The organism is Caulobacter hibisci, assembly GCF_016135805.1.
GTDB lineage: Bacteria > Pseudomonadota > Alphaproteobacteria > Caulobacterales > Caulobacteraceae > Caulobacter > Caulobacter hibisci.
On record NZ_JADWOX010000004.1, the window covers coordinates 251,025 to 269,331 of the forward strand.

At 67.6% G+C, this 18,307-nt stretch carries 10 protein-coding genes; 6 read left to right on the forward strand and 4 right to left on the reverse strand.

The window, feature by feature from the left end; all coding sequences use genetic code 11:
- Positions 1-97 precede the first annotated feature (97 nt).
- The 6 genes from I4Q42_RS08845 to I4Q42_RS08870 all read left to right on the forward strand — a co-directional run bounded on the left by I4Q42_RS08845 (position 98) and on the right by I4Q42_RS08870 (position 10,642).
- Positions 98-1,393, forward strand: a complete 1,296-nt coding sequence (locus I4Q42_RS08845) for a spinster family MFS transporter (RefSeq protein WP_198575701.1) — start codon at positions 98-100, stop codon at positions 1,391-1,393.
- Between the two features lie 322 nt (positions 1,394-1,715).
- Positions 1,716-5,150 carry a response regulator gene (locus I4Q42_RS08850; protein ID WP_198575702.1) on the forward strand — a complete coding sequence of 1,145 codons (3,435 nt, stop codon included), beginning with the start codon at positions 1,716-1,718 and terminating at the stop codon, positions 5,148-5,150.
- Positions 5,151-5,155: 5 nt separating this feature from the next.
- Positions 5,156-5,980, forward strand: coding sequence for a CheR family methyltransferase (locus tag I4Q42_RS08855; RefSeq protein WP_198575703.1), 825 nt, complete (start codon positions 5,156-5,158; stop codon positions 5,978-5,980).
- Positions 5,977-6,567: a chemotaxis protein CheB gene (locus I4Q42_RS08860; RefSeq protein ID WP_198575704.1), complete on the forward strand. Its 591-nt coding sequence runs from the start codon at positions 5,977-5,979 to the stop codon at positions 6,565-6,567. The genes I4Q42_RS08855 and I4Q42_RS08860 overlap by 4 nt, the downstream gene beginning before the upstream one ends.
- Entirely contained in the window at positions 6,564-7,721 is a 1,158-nt protein-coding gene (locus tag I4Q42_RS08865) for a hybrid sensor histidine kinase/response regulator (protein WP_198575705.1), read from the forward strand. Before I4Q42_RS08860 ends, I4Q42_RS08865 begins: the two co-directional genes overlap by 4 nt.
- Before the next feature lie 203 nt (positions 7,722-7,924).
- Positions 7,925-10,642 carry a TonB-dependent receptor gene (locus I4Q42_RS08870; protein WP_232792978.1) on the forward strand — a complete coding sequence of 906 codons (2,718 nt, stop codon included), beginning with the start codon at positions 7,925-7,927 and terminating at the stop codon, positions 10,640-10,642.
- 189 nt (positions 10,643-10,831) lie between these two features.
- Here the strand turns inward: I4Q42_RS08870 and I4Q42_RS08875 are convergent, their stop codons facing one another.
- The 4 genes from I4Q42_RS08875 to I4Q42_RS08890 all read right to left on the reverse strand — a co-directional run bounded on the left by I4Q42_RS08875 (position 10,832) and on the right by I4Q42_RS08890 (position 18,170).
- Positions 10,832-12,349 carry a glycoside hydrolase family 27 protein gene (locus I4Q42_RS08875; RefSeq protein WP_198575707.1) on the reverse strand — a complete coding sequence of 506 codons (1,518 nt, stop codon included), beginning with the start codon at positions 12,347-12,349 and terminating at the stop codon, positions 10,832-10,834.
- A 130-nt stretch (positions 12,350-12,479) separates the two neighbouring features.
- Positions 12,480-14,051 carry a family 43 glycosylhydrolase gene (locus I4Q42_RS08880; RefSeq protein ID WP_198575708.1) on the reverse strand — a complete coding sequence of 524 codons (1,572 nt, stop codon included), beginning with the start codon at positions 14,049-14,051 and terminating at the stop codon, positions 12,480-12,482.
- On the reverse strand, positions 14,041-15,798 hold the full coding sequence (locus I4Q42_RS08885; RefSeq protein ID WP_232792979.1) for a DUF885 domain-containing protein: 1,758 nt from the start codon (positions 15,796-15,798) through the stop codon (positions 14,041-14,043). Before I4Q42_RS08885 ends, I4Q42_RS08880 begins: the two co-directional genes overlap by 11 nt.
- Complete coding sequence (locus tag I4Q42_RS08890) at positions 15,795-18,170, reverse strand: beta-L-arabinofuranosidase domain-containing protein (protein WP_198575709.1); 2,376 nt, start codon at positions 18,168-18,170, stop codon at positions 15,795-15,797. The genes I4Q42_RS08885 and I4Q42_RS08890 overlap by 4 nt, the downstream gene beginning before the upstream one ends.
- Between the last annotated feature and the right edge of the window lie 137 nt (positions 18,171-18,307).

Sequence of the window (18,307 nt, forward strand, 5' to 3'; positions counted from 1 at the left end):
CGTTACGCAACACGCCAAGCATGGTTGCGAAGATCGCCATCTACCCGGGACGTGGGCCGTGGTTGTTCGGCGGGGTCAGAGACTCCCAGGATCGATCATGGCCGACGCCGCTATCGCCGACGCAACCCCCGCCCCGGCCGCCTCGAAGGTGTCGAGCCGGGCCTGGGTGGTGCTGGCCATGCTGACCCTGGTCTACACCTTCAGCTGGATCGACCGCTTCCTGCTGATCATCCTGGTCGACCCGATCAGCCGTGACCTGAAGGTCTCCAACACCGAGATCGGCCTTCTGACCGGCTTCGGCTCGTCCCTGCTCTATTCGCTGGCGGGCTTTCCGATCGCTCGGCTGGCCGACAAGGGCTCGCGCCGGGCGATCATCGCCGCGGCCATCGGCACCTGGAGCACGCTGACGGTGATCAGCGGCTTCGTGGGCAACTTCATGGGCCTGGCCCTGGCGCGGTTCGGCATCGCCGTCTCGTCGGCCGGCTGCTCGCCGGCCGCCTATTCACTGATCTCGGACTATTTCCCGCAGGCCCGGCGCGGGGCGGCGATCGCCGTCTACAGCCTGGGCATCTCGATCGGCATGTGGGCGGGCCTGACCTTCGGCGGCGTGCTGGAGGACCATTTCGGCTGGCGCAGCGCCTTCCTGATCGTCGGCTTCCCGGGGATGATCGTCGCGGCCCTGTTCTTCCTGATCGTGCGCGAGCCGCCGCGCGGGACCTTCGACGCCGCCACGGAAGAGAACGCCCGCCAGTACTCGCTGAAGGAAGCCGCCGGCCACATCATCACCCACCCCAGCTTCCTGCCGATCGCCCTGGGTTTCGCCTTGATCTCGGCCTCGGCCAGCGCCTTCGAAAACTGGGTGCCGACCTACATGATCCGCGTGCAGCACCTGTCGTCGACCGAGGTCGGCTCGGTCAGCGGCCTGCTGCAAGGCGTCACCGGTTTCGTGGGAACCCTCATTTTCGGCTTCGCCGCCGACCGTCTCGGCAACCGCGACCAGCGTTGGTACCTGTGGTTGCCGATGATCGGCATCGCCGTGATGGGCCCGGCCATCCTGCTGTTCTTCAAGACCAGCGGCCCGACCGCCTATCTCTGCTACTTCGTGGCCGAACTGGCCGGCTCGGCCTTCTCCGCCCCGCTGTTCGCGGCTGGCCAGATGCTGCTGCCGCCGCGCCTGCGGGCCGTGGGCATGGCCAGCATGCTGTTCGTGCTCAACGTCATCGGCATGGGCGTGGGCCCGTTCCTGACCGGCTGGCTCAGCGACTTTTTCGCCGCCCGCGGCGCGGCCGAGGGCCTAGCCCCGGCCATCTCGCTGATGCAGCTCAACGCCGTGGGCGGCGGGATCTGCCTGCTTTACGCCGCCGCGCGGCTTGGACGCCCGGCCCGCGCCTAGGACCCGGCGCGGGGCCGTCATCGGCCCAACTTCAGGACCAACCCGCTCGCCCATTCGTTCGGCGATCAGCGGTAACCAACCGAAATCGCACGCGCGATCCGGAACCTTTGCCTTGCCGCCGCATTCACGGAACCTACGCGTAGGGCCGCGAGTGGGGGAACGAGTGACTTCAGAGCATTGCACAGGCTGGCCGCATCCAGCCAAAGCCGCGCGTCCGCACGCGACGGCGCACAGCCGCTAGCGCCCTGCTCCACACCCCACATATCGCCATATCCCAACTGGCCTCCGCCTAGCCAAGGCGGGTTTTCCTGTTCGAGTTCCCATGTCGCCGACCTCTTCCCGCCACACCGTCTCCCGCACCAACGTCGATCTCTGGACGACCCTGGGGCTCGTGCTGGTGCTGGCCTTCTTCGTCGTCAGCGGGACGATCGCCTACCGCAACATCCAGGTGCTGCGGACCAACAACCAGATGATCATGCACTCGCATAAGGTGCTGATCGCGCTGGACGAGCTGCTGTCCACCGCGCAGGACGCCGAGACGGGACAGCGCGGCTACCTGCTGACCGGCAACGACCGCTATCTCGAGCCCTACCAGAGCGCGGTGACCGCCGCGGCGACGCGGTTCGAAGCCGTCACGACCCTGATCCAGGACAATCCCGAACAGCAGGCCAACGCCCGCCAGCTGAAGAAGCACATCGACGCCAAGCTGGCCGAGCTGGACGAGACGATCTCGACGCGCCGCACCCAGGGCGCCCAGGCCGCCCTGGCCATCGTGTCCACCGATCGCGGCAAGACCGAGATGGACGCCATCCGCAGCCAGCTCGGCGTGATGAGCCAGGAAGAGAACCGGCTTCGCAGCCTGCGCATCGCCGAGATGCAGGAGGCCTACAAGACCGCCACGATCAGCGGCGTGCTGTCGGGCCTGCTGGGCGCCTTGCTGACCGTGGCGGTGTTCGTGCTGGTTCGCCGCGCCGCCAGCAGCCGGGCGCGCGAAGAGTGGCTGCAGTCGGGTCAGGTCGGCCTGTCCAACGCCATGATGGGCGACAAGTCGGTCGAGGAGCTGTCCGAGGCGATCCTGTCGTTCCTGGCCGACTATCTCGGCTTCCAGGCCGGCGCCCTGTTCAAGGGCGAGAACGGCCACTTCTATCGCGCCGCGGCCCTGGGCATTCCCGGCGACGCCAACGTGCCGCAACGCTTCAACCTGAAGGAAGGCCTGCTGGGCAAGGTAGCCGCCGACGGCAAGCCGACCATCGTCCGCGACGTGCCCGACGGCTACATGGCGATCGGTTCGGGCCTGGGCCAGGACAAGCCGCGCCACCTGGTGCTCGTGCCCACCCACGCCGACGACACGGTCAACGCCGTCATCGAGCTGGGCTTCCTGCATCTGGTCGGCGACCAGGTCGTGACCCTGCTCGACCAGTCCGCCGCGGCCATCGGCATCGCCCTGCGCTCGGCGCGCTATCGCTCGGAACTGCAGAACGCCCTTGAAGAGACCCAGCGCCAGTCCGAAGAGCTGCAGGTGCAGAGCGAGGAGCTGCGGGTCTCCAACGAGGAGTTGGAGGAACAGGGTCGCGCCCTGAAGGAATCCCAGACCCGGCTGGAGCAGCAGCAGGTCGAGCTGGAGCAGACCAACAGCCAGCTGGAAGAGCAGGCCCAGACCCTGGAGACCCAGCGCGACGAGTTGGAGCGCACCGGCGCGGCGATTGCTCTGAAGGCCCGCGAGCTGGAGCAGGCCAGCCAGTACAAGTCCGACTTCCTGGCAAACATGAGCCACGAGCTGCGCACGCCGCTGAACTCGCTGCTGATCCTGTCCAAGCTGCTCAGCGACAATCCCGACGGCAACCTCTCGACCGACCAGGTGAAGTTCGCCCAGACCATCGCATCGTCGGGCAACGACCTGCTGACCCTGATCAACGACATCCTCGACCTGTCGAAGATCGAGGCCGGCCACATCGAGATCCGGCCCGAAACCCTGACCTTGCAGCGCCTGACCAGCGACCTGCGCCAGCTGTTCCAGCCGGTCGCCGACGAGCGCAAGCTGGCCTTCGAGATCCAGGTCGCCGAGGGCTGCCCGGCCGCCATCGAGACCGATCGCCAGCGCCTGGAGCAGGTGCTCAAGAACCTGCTGTCCAACGCCTTCAAGTTCACCGAGAAGGGCGGCGTCACCCTGACCATCGCGCCGGACGGCCTGGGCGGCCTGTCGCTGGCGGTGAAGGATACCGGCATCGGCATTTCCCGCGAACAGCAGGAAAGTGTCTTCGAGGCCTTCCGCCAGGCCGACGGCACGATCAGCCGTCGCTACGGCGGCACCGGCCTTGGCCTGTCGATCTCGCGCGAGCTGGCGCGCCTGCTGGGCGGCATCATCACGCTGGAGAGCCGGCCCGGCGAAGGCAGCACCTTCAAGGTGACGATCCCGCTGGCCTACGATCCGACCGGCGTCGCGCCGCGCGAGCCGAGCCTCCGCGCGCCCTCTCCCCTGCCCTCAGCGCCCCAAGCCCTTCCGCAGGCGCCGCGTCCCGCGCCGCTGGCCCAGGCCGTCGAGGACGACCGCGACCAGTTGGCCGGCGCGCGCCGGGTGCTGCTGGTGATCGAGGATGACGAGGTGTTCGCCGCCATCGTCCGCGACCTGTCGCGCGAGATCGGCTTCCAGTGCCTGGTGGCCGGCACCGCCGAGGAGGCGCTGAAGCTGGCCCGCCAGTTCAAGCCGAGCGCCGTGGTGCTGGACGTCGGCCTGCCCGACGAGTCCGGCCTGATGGTGCTGGACCGCCTGAAGCGCGACGACGCCACCCGCCACATCCCGATCCATGTGGTCTCGGCCAGCGACCACGCCCAGACGGCCCTGTCGCTGGGCGCCATCGGCTACATGGTCAAGCCCGTGAAGCGCGACGAACTGGCCGAGGTGCTGCAAGCGCTGGAGTCCAAGCTGACCAGCACCGTGCGGCGCATCCTGATCGTCGAGGACGACCCGGTGCAGCGCGAGGCCGTCGGCCGGTTGCTGGCCTCGGGCGACGTCGAGACCGTCGCCGTCGGCACCGCGGCCGAGTGCCTGGAGGCGCTGCAGCACCAGACCTTCGACTGCATGGTGCTGGACCTGTCGCTGCCCGACGCCTCGGGCTACTCGCTGCTGGAAACCCTGAGCCAGGACGGCGAGCGCGCCTTCCCGCCGGTCATCGTCTATACCGGCCACGACCTGTCGGCCGACGACGAGCAGAAGCTGCGCCGCTATTCCAGCTCGATCATCATCAAGGGCGCCAAGTCGCCCGAGCGGCTGATCGACGAGGTGTCGCTGTTCCTGCACCAGGTGGTGTCGGAGTTGCCGCCCGAGCAGCAGAAGATGATCCAGAAGGCCCGCAACCGCGACGCCGTGCTGGAAGGCCGCCGGATCCTCATCGTCGAGGACGACATCCGCAACGTCTACTCGCTGACCAACGTGCTGGAGCCGCGCGGCGCGATCGTCGAGATCGCCCGCAACGGCCAGGAGGCGATCGACGCCCTGGCCCGCTCGTCCGAAGATCCCGCGCGGACCGTCGACCTGGTGCTGATGGACGTGATGATGCCGGTGATGGACGGCCTGACCGCCACCCGCCAGATCCGCGACGACGCACGCTGGGGCAAACTGCCGATCCTGATGCTGACCGCCAAGGCCATGCCCGACGACCAGGAACGCTGCATCGCCGCCGGGGCCAACGACTACATGGCCAAACCCATCGACGTGGACAAGCTGCTCTCGCTGGTCCGGGTCTGGATGCCGAGGTAGGCGCCATGCCCGAAGCCGTCGTCGACCTCGAAATTCAGCTGCTGCTGGAGGCGCTGTACCAGCGCTACCACTACGACTTCCGCCACTACGCCCGCGCGTCGATCAAGCGTCGCCTGGTGCAGGCCCGCGACCAGCTGGGCTACGCCACCATCTCGGCGATGCAGGACCGCGTGCTGCACGACGCCTCGATGCTGCCGCGCCTGCTCGACTATCTGACCGTCCAGGTCAGCGAGATGTTCCGCGACCCTACCTACTTCCGGGCGCTGCGCGAGAAGGTGCTGCCGCACCTGAAGACCTATCCGTCGCTGAAGGTCTGGATCGCGGGGTCCAGCACCGGCGAGGAGGTCTATTCGCTGGCCATCCTGTTCAAGGAGGAAGGCCTCTACGACCGCACCCTGTTCTATGCGACCGACATCAATCCCGAGGCTTTGGCGGCGGCCGAAGCTGGCGTCTACGCGCTCGACCGGATCCGCAAGTTCACCGAGAACCATCAGAAGTCCGGCGGCCGCTCGTCGCTGTCGGACTACTACACCGCCGCCTATGGGCGCGCCGTATTCGACAAGAGCCTGCGCGAGCGGGTGGTGTTTTCCGACCACAGCCTGGTCACCGACGCGGTGTTTGCCGAGATGCACCTGATCTCGTGCCGCAACGTGATGATCTATTTCGACCGCCCCTTACAGGACCGGGCCATCGGCCTGTTCCGCGACTCCCTGGCCCGCAAGGGCTTCCTGGGGCTGGGCTCGAAGGAGAGCCTGCGGTTCTCGGCCCATGCCGGAGGCTTCTCGGACTTCGTGCCCGGCGAGAAGATCTACCAGAGGCGCGAACCGTGAGCGGCGCTTCGCCCCAGTCGCCCGCCCAAGCCATCGTGATCGGGGCCTCAGCCGGCGCGGTGCAGGCGCTGCTGGCCATCCTGCCCGCCCTGCCCGCCAGCTTTCCCCTGCCCGTCCTGGTGGTCGTGCACGTGCCGCCGGACCGCGACAACGTGATGGTGCCGCTGCTGCAGACCAAGTGCCGGCTGATCGTAAAGGAAGCCGAGGACAAGGAGCCCGTCGTCGGCGGCACGATCTATTTCGCGCCGTCTGACTATCACCTGCTGGTCGAGGCCGACGGCAGCCTGTCGCTGTCCACCGACGAGCCGGTGAACTATTCGCGGCCGTCGATCGACGTGCTGTTCGAGAGCGCCGCCGATGCGTTCGGCGAGGGCCTGGTCGGGGCGATCCTGACCGGGGCCAACCACGACGGCGCGGCCGGCCTGAAGGCCCTGGCCGAGGCCGGCGGCGTGGCCATCGTCGAGGACCCGGCGGCAGCCCATTCGCAAGCCATGCCGCTGTCCGCCCTGGAGGCGTGCCCCACCGCCGCCGTCATGACCCTGGATGCGATCGCATCCTACCTGTCGAGTTTGGGAACCGCCCGATGATCGCCGAAAAGCCGATCAACTTCCTCCTGGTCGACGACCTGGAAGAGAACCTGCTGGCCCTGGAGGCCCTGCTCCAGCGCGAAGGCCTGACCTGCCTGAAGGCCCGCTCGGGCGAGGAGGCGCTGGAACTGCTCTTAATGCACGAGGTGGCCCTGGCCCTGCTCGACGTGCAGATGCCCGGCATGGACGGCTTCGAGCTGGCCGAGTTCATGCGCGGCAGCGAACGCGCGCGGCACATTCCGATCATCTTCGTCACGGCGGGCGCGGCCAACCTGCAACGCCGCTTCCGGGGCTACGAGGCCGGGGCCGTGGACTTCATCCAGAAGCCGATCGAGCCGACGGTGCTGCGCAGCAAGGCCGCCGTGTTCTTCGACCTGCACCAGCAGCGCCAGCAGATCGAGCGCCAGCGCGACGAGCTGGAGGCCGCGACCCAGGCCCTGCGGCGCGCCGACCGCCACAAGGACAGCTTCCTGGCCGTTCTGGCCCATGAACTGCGCAATCCGGTCGCCGCGCTCAGCGGCGGCCTGCACCTGCTCAACAAGGACATCCCGCCCGAGCGCGCCAGCGACATCCGCACACGTATGGACCGGATGCTGTCGCACCTCTCGCACCTGGTCGACGACCTGCTGGACGTGTCGCGGGTCAGCCAGGGCAAGATCTCGCTACGCACCGAGCGGATCGAGCTCGCCGGCGCGCTGGACTCGGCGATCGAGGCCAGCCAGCACAATATCGACGCCGGCGGCCACCGGTTCGTCACCGACCTACCCGCCGAGACGGTCTGGCTCGACGCCGACCCCACGCGGCTGGCCCAGATCGTCGCCAACCTGCTCAACAACGCCGCCAAGTACACGCCGCACGGCGGGACCATCACCCTGTCGGCGCACGCGGCGAACGGCCAGGTCGAGATCAGCGTCGAGGACACCGGGGTCGGCGTGCCGCCCGAGATGCAGTCGAAGATCTTCGAGATCTTCGCCCAGGTCGAAGACCACCTGACGAAGGCCCAGGGCGGCCTCGGCATCGGGCTGGCGCTGGTCAAGCAACTGGTCACGCTGCACGGCGGGTCCATCGAGGTGAAGAGCGCGGGCGAAAACCTCGGCAGCACCTTCACCATCCGGCTGCCGACCGCCGTCGAGGACGCCCAGGCCGGCGCCTGAGGGCGAGCACTTCCGACATCAGACGGCCGCCACGACCGGCCGCCCCGCGGGGCGGCCGCGATGCCGCGTGGGTCAATTCCGCCCTGGCCGGCGCCTCGCAATCGGCAGCCCCGAATGGTAGGCCATATATCGTATAATTTATTTTGACGTTGTCTGAGTTATATGCGTTCCTCCTGTCACGAATTTGTCAGGGGAGAGGACAGATGGTGATCCGTTGTAAGGATTGGTTGTTAGCGGCGGCGAGCGTGTCGGCGGTCTTGGTATGGTGCCCAGCGAACGCCCAGCCGGCGGCAGCGGATACGAGCGCGACGAGCGAAAAGTCGGACAAAAAGGCGGAGGATGACCCCAACGTCGTCGATACCGTCATCGTCAAGGGCATCCGGGGCAGCCTGAACGCCGCGGCCGAGAAGAAGCGCAAGTCGGCGCAGATCGTGGAATCGATCGAATCCGAAGACGTCGGCAAGCTGCCCGACAACAACGTTCCCGAGGCTCTGTCGCGCATCACCGGCGTGCAGATCGAGCGGGTCCACGGCGAAGGCTCGAACGTGACGATCCGCGGCATGTCCGGGATCTCGACCACCATCAACGGCAACAGCAACAGCGTCGGCGAGGCCCGCTCGACCAACCTGGCCGACATCCCGGCCGAACTGCTGAAGTCGGTCCAGGTCTACAAGACCCGCACCGCCGACCAGGTCGAAGGCGGCATCGCCGGCACGGTCAATGTCGAACTGCGCCGGCCGCTGGACCTGCGCAACGGCTACACGATCGCCGGCAGCATCAAGAACGTCTACGGCAGCACCGGCGACACCAAGAGCCCCTATGCCAGCCTGCTTGTCGGCAACCACTTCGACACCGCCATCGGCGAGATGGGCTTCCTGATCAACGGTTCCTACACGCGCAACAACTACGAAGAAGACTTCGTCGAGAGCGAGTCCCCGGCGAAGTTCAACGGCACGGCTCTCGCCTCCCTGCCCGCCAACCAGCAGAACATCATTTCCCCCTACGCCGTGAACTACGGCGTGGAACAGGGCAAGATCACCCGTCCTTCGATCAGCCTGGTCGGCCAGTGGCGCTACAACGAGCACCTCGATTTCGTACTCGAGGGCTCCTACTTCGGCAGCGCCGAAAAGCGCGCCCGCGATCGACTGCACGCCACGATCCGCGATGATCGCCACACCGTCTCCAACGTGGTGCTGGGATCGGACGGCCGCACCGTCCAGTCACTGACCGTCAGCCGCGACGAGGGCGTCGACGCCAGCGCGCAGTCCTATTACGAGGAAGTCGACTCCGACAACTACACCACAAATGCAGAGATACACTGGCGGGGCGACCGGCTACAGGTCAACGGCTCGACCCAGTACAACTGGAGCTCGACCGAGTACTACGGCATTCTGACTATAGCACGTCTTCTGGACTCGACTGGCGGCCTGATCAAATCGATCAACGTCGACCTGAATTCGAACAAGGTGCCCGGCCGAGGCGCCTTCATCACCTTCCCGACCACGGACCTGTCGAACGTCGCCAACTACCAGCTGTCCCAAACGCACGACGAGCAGACCTACGCCAAGAGCCACGAGTTCGTCATCGCCACCGACGCCACCTATCGCGTCAGCGAGGACAAGCTGCTGCGGAGCATCATGGTCGGCCTGCGCTACAACGACCGCCACACCACGCGCGACTACGGCTATCGCGACACCTTCCTGACCCACAGCCTGACAGGCTTCGCCCAGGGCGTCGGCGTCGTGACCTCCCAGGCGGACGTCGGCGGCTTCTCCCCGACCTGGTACCACCTGTCGGGCAAGGACATCATGGCCAACCTGCCGGCGTTCCGCGCGGCCTCAAGCTGGACCACTGAAAAGCCGCCCGGCAACCTCGGCCAGAGCTATGTCGATGACGAAAAGTCGCTGGCCGGGTTCGTCAACCTGAACTACGCGGTCAAGGGCCGCTTCCCAATCGACGGCGTCGCCGGCGTGCGGGTCGTGCGCACCGAAGGCATGATCGACAGCGCCAAGTACACCGTCGTGCCTGGGAAGCCTGACGACATCGTCGAGACATCGGGTGGCGGCGATTATGTCGACGTCCTGCCCAGCATCAACGCCGTGGTTCACTTCACGCCGAAGCTTCAACTGCGCTTGGCCTACACCTACAATGTGCAGCGGCCCAGCTTCCTGGACACGTCGTCGTGGCAGACGATCATCACTGACGCCAAGCTGATCTTCTCGGGCAACCCGGACCTGAAGCCGAACCGCTCGACAAACTACGACGCCTCGCTCGAATACTATTTCGGCCGTGGCGGTATCGTTTCAGCCGGTGTCTTCCTGAAAAAGCCCGATGGCTACATCTACTACGACTACGCCACCGAGAAGCACCCGGAGCTCGGCACCGAGCAAGCCGACTGGACCGTCTACAAGAACCGCAACGCCGGTCCCGGCGAGTTCCTGGGCTATGAGTTCAACGCCAGCGGCTTCTTCGACTTCCTGCCCGGCAAGCTGCGCAACTTCGGCGCCAGCGCGAACTTCACCTACATGGACAAGTTCGAGATCCGCTATCCGTTCAAGGAAGCGGCCCAGCGCGCCATCCCCGGCGTCTACGACGCCGACAGCACTTCGAAGTACACCTACAACCTGGCGCTCTATTACGACACGCCGCAGTTCAGCGCCCGCGTCGCCTACAATTACCGGGCCCGCTACAAGGTCTGGGTCTGGCCGGAATTCCCCGAATACTCGCCGTACAACGACGCGACCTCGCGCCTGGACGCGGCGGTCAACTGGACTCCGATCAAGCAGCTGACCCTCAGCCTCGAGGGCTCCAACCTGCTGAAGGAAAACAACAACGTCTATTGGGGGCAGGATCGCATGCTGCCGCTCGGCGTGCGCGTGCAGGCCCGCACCCTGCAGGTCAGCGCCCGCTTCCGCTACTGACCCGCGATGTTTCGACGCTCGGCTCCGCCGAGCGTCGCCTGGGCGGCGCCCTCCCGGCTCGCTCTTGTTGGGGAGGGACCTTCGGGTCCCTCCCCTTTTTTGTGTCCGCCCGCCCGTGACTGGGCGCATGAAAAAGGGGCGCTGACCGACCGGCCAGCGCCCCTCGCCTCTTCGGCGTGAAAGGGAGGCTCAGCCCCCCTTCACCCTGACCATAACCACGCCGCGCGCCGGCACGTCGAAAGCCTGCTCGCCGGCCGGCAGGTCGACGCCGCGCCACAGATCGCGCACGCCGGCCAGGCCGGAAGCGCCGGCGTCGGCCGCCTTCAGCTCCATCCGCGCGGCCTTGTCGCCGCGATTGAACAGGGCCACCGCGACCGAGCCGTCGGCCAGCGGCTTGTTCCAGACCTCGGTCGCGCCGTCCTTGCGCACGGCCTTGCCCTGCACGCCCCTGGCGTCCTGGTCGACGGCGATGACCTCGCGATTTTCGAGGATCTTCAGCACCTCGACGCCGGTGTCGCGCAGGTCGTGACCCATCATCAGCGGCGCGGCCGACATCGCCCACAGGCTCATGTGGGTCAGGTACTCGTCCTTGGTCATGCCGCCATTGCCGACCTCCAGCATGTCCGGATCGTTCCAGCCGCCGGGACCGGCCAGCTCGGCCTTGCCGTTCTTGTCGAAGCCGATCCTGGCCATGGTCGGATAGTCGTCGGTGATGTCGCCGGTGGTGCGCCACAGGTGGCCGCCGACCTGGCGGCCCCAGGCCCCGACGTCGAAGCGGCCGTACTGGCAAAGCGAATAGACGATCGGCCGGCCGGTGGCCCGCAGCGCCGCCCCCATCTCGTAATAGGTGCGCTGGACGGTGTCGGCGTCGGCATAGAACCACTCGCCCGAGCACAGGTCGTATTTCAGGTAGTCGACGCCCCATTCGGCGAAGGTCTTTGCGTCCTGGGCCACGTGGCCGTAGCTGCCGGCGTAGCCCGCGCAGGTCTTGGGGCCGGGCGAGCTGTAGATGCCCAGCTTCAGGCCCTTGGAATGGACATAGTCGGCCAGGGCCTTCATGTCCGGGAACTTGGCGTTGGGGCGCAACACGCCGTCGGCGCCGCGCTCGCCCTGCCAGCCGTCGTCGATATTGACGTAAACATAGCCGGCGTCGCGCAGGCCGAAGGCGACGATGGCGTCGGCCATGGCGCGGACGGTCTTGTCGTCGATCTCGGCGCCGAACTTGTTCCAGCTGCTCCAGCCCATCGGCGGCTTGGCGGCCAGGCCGTCGGTGGCCAGTTGCCCCATCGGCGGCAGGCTGGTGGTGGTGAAGGCGCGGGCCTTGGCGTCGGCGGCCGTGCCGGGGCGGCCCTGCTGCTCGACATGAGCGTACCAGATGTCGCCGACGAGCGAGACGCCGCCGTCCTTCACCGTCGCCGTCCACTGGCGGGTCGGCCGGTCCTTGTCGTTGAGATTGCGCAGCTCGAAGGTGGCGACCCCGTCCTTCACGACGAGGTTCTGCATATCCATCGCGCCGTACCAGGCGGTCGTCACGGTTCCGGTCGGCTTGCCGGCCTTGTTCTCGATCTTCATCAGGGTGACGCCCGGATAGGACGGCGCGCTGTCGAAGGCCCAGACCCCCGCCAGCTTCGGCTGGGCGGCGGGCGCGGCTATGGCCGCGTGCGAAGCGACGAGCCCGAGGGCGAGCGGGGTTAGCAGGCGGCGCATGCGATCTCCTGTGGGGGCGCTGCGGACAAGGCGCAGCAATGGGGTGGTCCCCGGCGCGACGCCAGAGCCTCGAAATGGGTCAAAGACGATCCGCGCGCCCGGCCCGGCGCGCGGATCGTCCAAAGTCGGCTCAGCGCGCGGCCTCGCAGGGCGGCGCATGGCCTGAGCCGGACTGGGGAAGCGCCGGGCTGGGGGCCAGCACTTCCCATTCCTGAACGGCGACGGCGGCGTGGGTTCCGCCCGCCGAAGAGGCGTCGAACACCGCCCGCAGGCAGCGGGTGGTCACGGGGGCGAAGCTGGCGTCCTGGAAGGCGCCGACCTCGGTCCCGAAGCCCTTAGGACCGACCACCGGCTTCCAGCCGCCGTCCCAGTATTCCATCCGCCAGGTATTGGGCGGGGCGACGCCGATGCCCGAACCGGCCGGCTGGTCGCCCCAGAACCAGATACGGGCGCCGTCGACGGTCACCGGCGCGTCGAAGCGGTACTCGACCCACTGGCGCGGCGGATTGTTCGGCGACCAGGTGCCCCAGGTATCGGGCGGCAAGGGCGATGCCTTGGTAATCCCGTCGTTCAGGGCCTTGATCCAGTACTGGACCGGGATCGGCTCGTTGGACGCCCCGGCGGTGGCCTGGCCGGCGATGTTGCGGGTCGCAGTCGGCGCGGGTTGCGACCGGCGGGTCGGAATCAGCTTGCGGATGGCGGGCGGGCTGACGCTGTCGTCCCACTCGATCGGGTCCACCGCCACGCTGCGCCGGAAGTGACCGCCGCCCGCCGCGTCGGCGGTGTGGTAGGCCATGTACCAGCGGCCCTTGAACTCCACCGCGCCCGCGTGCGAGGTCGTCGACGACACCGGCCCCAGCATCACGCCGCGATAGGTCCACGGTCCCAGCGGCGAAGTCGCCGTGCCGTAGGCGATGCAGGCGTGATAGACGGCCGGCGTGCAGTCCGACTTCGGACCGGCGCGGTTGCCGGCATAGAGCATGTAGTAGACGCCCTTGCGCTTCATCAGCCATGGCGCTTCGAAGAAGCCGGTCAGCCCCTCGACCTTCACCTCGGCCCCCTTGGGCGTGACCATGTCGGCGGCCAATTCCATGCCGCGCAGCTGCCCGAAGGTGCCCCAGTAGATGTAGACCTTGCCGTCGTCGTCGATCAGCACGGTGGGGTCGATGTTCTGGATGTCGTTGGCGACAGGGGTGGTCTGCGAGATGATCGGGCCGGACGGATGGGCGTCGATCCACGGGCCGGTCATGCTGTCGGACACCGCCACGCCGATGGCGAAGCGGTCCCTGGCGTTTCCACCGGCCTGCAGCACGGGCGCGTAGAGATAGAACCTGCCGTCGCGCCCCTTGACGATCTGGCCGGCATAGGCGCGGCCCTCTTCGGCCCACTTGAACACCGCCTGCGGCTTGGCGATGGCCGGATAGTGCAGCCAGTCGCCCGACGCCGGGTCCTTGGTGGCCAGCAGCTGCCACTCGTTCATGATGAAGTCGTTGACGTCGGCGGGCGCCTCGTCGCGACCGGCCAGGATCCACAGCGTATCGCCGTCGACCACCGGGGCAGGATCGGTCGAATAGTAGCGGCCGTCGGCCAGGATCGGATTGCCCGGGGCGTGGATGGCTTCGGGGCCGGCCGCGCAGGCCGCGACGGGCGACAGCAACAGGGCCGCGCCCGCAGCCAGGGCGCGCTTCAACTCATTCCTCATCGGGATAGGGCCCCTTGCCGCCGTCGGCGATCAGCTGGTCGACGCGGGCCTGGATCACCGGGATCGGCGCCGAGCCGATCTCGAGCACGGCGTCGTGGAAGGCCCGTATGTTGAACTTCGGCCCCAGAGCCTTCTCGGCGCGGGCCCGGCCTTCCTGGAAGGCCAGCATGCCCATGTAGTAGGACAGGGCCTGGCCCGGCCAGGCGATGTAGCGATCGACCTCGGTGCCGATCTCGTGGTCGCCCATGGCGGTGTTGTCGTGCAGGTACTGGCGGGCCTGCTCGCGGGTCCAGCCCTTAGCGTGGATGCCGGTGTCGACCGCCAGCCGCGCGGCGCGCCACATCTGGTAGCTGAGCATGCCGAAGCGGTCGTAGGGCGTTTCGTACATGCCCATGTCCTCGCCCAGCGTCTCGCAATAGAGCGCCCAGCCCTCGCCATAGACCGACAGGTAGGTGTCGCGGCGGAAGGCCGGCAGGTCCTTGTTCTCGGCGGCCAGCGGCATCTGGAAGGCGTGGCCCGGCGCGCTCTCGTGCAGGGTCAGGGCGACCTGCGAATAGAGCGGGCGCGAGGGCAGGTCGTAGGTGTTGACCAGGTAGATGCCCGGCCCGCCGCGGCCGCCGGTGTAGAACGGCGCGATCTCGTCGGGCACCGGCTTGATGGCGAAGCGGCTGCGCGGCAGGCGGCCGAACCACTGGCTGGCCTTGCCGTCGAAGGTCTTGGCGACCCAGGCGGCGCGGTTGAGCAGTTCCTGCGGGGTCTTGGCGTAGAACTTCGGATCGGTGCGCAGATAGGTCAGGAAGGCCGGCAGGTCGCCCTGGAAGCCGACCTCCTTGATCACCGCCAGCATCCGGCCGCGGATCTTGGCGACTTCCGACAGGCCGATGGCGTGGATCTCGTCGGGCGTGTGCTCGGTGGTGGTGAACTCGACGATCTTGGACTGGTAATAGGCCTTGCCGTCCGGCAGGTCGTAGGCCGCCAGCGAGGTGCGGGCGCCGGGGATGTAGTCGTTGCGCAGGAAGGCCAGCAGGCCGGCATGGGCCGGCGTCACGTCCTTGGTGATGGCGTCCGCCGCCTGGCCGCGCAGCTCGGCCTGGACCGTGGCCGGGATCACCGCCGGCATGGTCTTGAACGGCGCGTAGAACGGCGAATCCTGCGGGGTCTTGGCCTCGGCGGCCAGCACCACGCCCGCCTCGCGGCCTTGCAGGGTGATCTTGGCCGCCGTGAAGCCGCGCTTCAGCCCGCTGCGCATGTTGACGATCTGCTGGCCGTAGTAGCGCGGGATCTCGCGCAGCATGGCGATGTAGTTGCGGTAGTCGTCCTCGGTGCGGAACGACCCGCGCGACCATTCGGCGACATCGCCCCAGAAGCTGGTGTCGGCGCTCAGCGGCTTTTCGTACTCGCGGTACTTCTGCTCGGCCAGCAGGGCGTCGATCTGGCCCTTGTAGACGGCGAAGTTGATCTTGTTGGCGACCGACAGCTCGGCGACCGGGAAGCCGGCCAGCTGGCGCGAGACCTCGGTCCAGCGCTTCAGGCGCTCGGCCTGGACGGCGGGGCCGACGTCGGGCAGGCGCTTGGGCGCGTTGGGATTGTCCTCGTCGGGCGCCGACTGGCTGACCCGCCAGTCGTACTCGGCGGTGTAGATCGCCTCGAACCGCTTGTCGGCCGAACCGGCGGACGCCGCCCAGGCCGGCGCGGCGGCGAGGCCGAGGACGGCCACGCCGGAGAACATCAGACTGCGACGGTTCATGCCGTGGCTCCAGCCTTCGCGCTGAACACCCGCACGCCGAACACCGGACCGGCGCTCGACCGCTCCTTGGGAACGAAGCGCACCTTGACGCTGGTCTTGCCCTTGGTCAGGGCCTCGGCCAGTGGGTATTCGACGTCGAAGAACTTGCCCGCGCGGTCGTTGTCGAGAACCTGCGTGGCGACCTTGGTCCCGTCGACCAGGATGTCGAAGGTGCGCGAGCGCTCCCCACCCCAGTAGGTCGCCTGAAGGATCAGCGCCCCGGCCCGCACCTTCATGTCGAACTCGAAGAAGCCGCCGGAGCGGGCGTCGCGGCCGTTACGGCCGCGATAGCTGACCGGATAGGAGATGTCCGAGGTCAGGTTGTGGTCGCGCTCGGGCTGCATCTCGCCCAGGTGCATGACGTCCACCGAGCGGGCGGCGATGTCGCGGGCCTTGGCCTGGTCGGCCAGGAAGGCGGCCTCCTCGGTCTTCCACGAGGCCTCGGTGAAACGCTTGAAGTAGACGGCGCTGCGGCGCTCGTACTGGCTGTAGAACGGCGCGAAGGCCAGGGCGCCCGGCCGAGACACGCCGTCGACGGCGTAGAGCGCCTTCTTGACCTCGACCGGCTTGAAGCCGGCCAGCAGGTCGTCGCCGACCATGGCGGGATCGGCGCTGTTCCACTCGCTCTCGGCGGCGCCGAGATCGGCGGCCAGCACCATCGGGCCGCGCAGGAAGGCGACGGTGTTGGGATCGCCGGGCGTCGCCTCGACCCGCAGCTCCAGCGGCAGGGCGATGGAGACCACGTCGCCGGCCTTCCACTGGCGCTCGACCAGGGCGTAGCCGCCCGACAGCACCGGCGTCACCGCCGAGTCGTTGACGCTGACCACGGCCTTGCCCGCGGCCCAGGCGGGCACGCGCAGGGCGATGGTGAAGCGGCCGGGCTTGGCCAGCTTGCTCAGCGTCAGGCGGCTCTCGGGTTCGAACGGGTAGAGGCTTTCGAGCTTGAGCGCCGCGCCGCGCGCCTTCCACTGGGCGTCGGCCGGGATGTAGAGATTGACCAGCAGGGTCCCCTCGCCTTCCCAGAAGATCGACTCGCCGTGCTTGGCGTGGCTCTCCATGCCGCTGCCGACGCAGCACCAGAAGGCGTCGTCGTCGGTGGTCGAGAAGCCCCGCGTCGAGCCGGTCATCAGCGGCGTCATGTAGGTGAAGCCGCCGGTCTTGGGGTTCTGCGCCGCCATCACGTGGTTGAGGTGCGCCCGTTCGTAATAGTCAAACAGCGCGCCGTCCGGCTTCCAGCTGTAGAGCTGCCGGGTCAGCTTGAGCATGTTGTAGGTGTTGCAGTGCTCGCAGGTCTGCTCGGTGATGTGGTCGGCGATGCTGTCGGGCGAGGAGAAATACTCGCGGTCGGCGTTGCCGCCGATGACGTAGCTGTGGTGCTGGGTCACGGTCTGCCAGAAGAACCGCGCGGCCGTGGCGTCCTTCTCCTTGCCGGTCAGCTCGTAGAGCCGGCCCAGGCCGATCAGCTTGGGTACCTGGGTGTTGGCGTGGAAATTGGCCAGCTTGTCCTCTTGCGCGGCCAGCGGATCGAGGACCTTGCGGTCGTAGATGCGCTCGGCGACGACCAGCCAGCGGGCATCTTTGGTGCGGGCGTAGAGCTCGGCGTAGCTCTCGTTGAGGCCGCCATATTCGCAGCCCAGCAGGGTCTGCATCTGGGCGTCGTCGAGGGCGGCGAACACCTTCTCGAAATAGGCGCCCAGGCCGGTCACGACTTGCAGAGCCTGGGGATTGCCCCAGGCGCCGTTGACGTCCAGCAGGCCGGCGAACAGCTTGTGCACCGTATAGAGCGGCGACCAGGAGCCGTTGAGGTCGAAGCCGCCGGAGCGGATGTCGCCCTTCATCACCTCGCCGAAGATCTCCTCGCCGTCGACGACCGTGCCGTCCTTGCGCTTGCGCTGCAGGGCGCCGACGTAGCCGGTGCCGCGCTTGGCCTGAGCACGGGCCAGTTCGGAGACGATGTAGTCAGCGCGGCGGCGGCATTCCTCGTCGCCGGTCTGCTGCCAGGTCAGGACCAGGGCAGTCAGGTAATGGCCCAGGGTGTGGCCGGCGATGGTGTCCGATTCCCAGCCGCCATAGATCTCGCCCTTGGCCGGCAGGCCGGCGAAGATCATGAAGTTGTGCAGCAGGCGATCGGGGCTCAGGCGCAGCAGATAGGCGTGGTTGACCTCGACGGCCGTGGCGAAGTCCGAGGGGCGCAGGCGCACGTCGTTCAGCGGCAGCGGCTTGGCCTTGGCCGGGACCACGGGGCCCTTGCCGGCGGCGAGCGCGCGCAGGGGCTGGGCGGTCGCCATGACGGCGGCGGTGGCGAGCAGCAAGTCGCGGCGGCTGGCGGACATCAAGGAGACCCCTACAAAATACAGTATACGAAATTAGTCAGACATATTTTGGAAGGTCAATCATCCGATTGGCCGGAAGGTCGAAAGCGGCGCCGAAAGACGCTCCCTGTTCAGGACGGCATGCACCGTCCGAGCAG

Coding starts and splice junctions, on each gene's coding strand:
- I4Q42_RS08845 (WP_198575701.1), top strand. CDS start 98: ATGGCCGACGCCGCTATCGCCGACGCAACCCCCGCCCCGGCCGCCTCG.
- I4Q42_RS08850 (WP_198575702.1), top strand. CDS start 1,716: ATGTCGCCGACCTCTTCCCGCCACACCGTCTCCCGCACCAACGTCGAT.
- I4Q42_RS08855 (WP_198575703.1), top strand. CDS start 5,156: ATGCCCGAAGCCGTCGTCGACCTCGAAATTCAGCTGCTGCTGGAGGCG.
- I4Q42_RS08865 (WP_198575705.1), top strand. CDS start 6,564: ATGATCGCCGAAAAGCCGATCAACTTCCTCCTGGTCGACGACCTGGAA.
- I4Q42_RS08870 (WP_232792978.1), top strand. CDS start 7,925: ATGGTGATCCGTTGTAAGGATTGGTTGTTAGCGGCGGCGAGCGTGTCG.
- I4Q42_RS08875 (WP_198575707.1), bottom strand. CDS start 12,349: ATGCGCCGCCTGCTAACCCCGCTCGCCCTCGGGCTCGTCGCTTCGCAC.
- I4Q42_RS08880 (WP_198575708.1), bottom strand. CDS start 14,051: ATGAGGAATGAGTTGAAGCGCGCCCTGGCTGCGGGCGCGGCCCTGTTG.
- I4Q42_RS08885 (WP_232792979.1), bottom strand. CDS start 15,798: ATGAACCGTCGCAGTCTGATGTTCTCCGGCGTGGCCGTCCTCGGCCTC.
- I4Q42_RS08890 (WP_198575709.1), bottom strand. CDS start 18,170: ATGTCCGCCAGCCGCCGCGACTTGCTGCTCGCCACCGCCGCCGTCATG.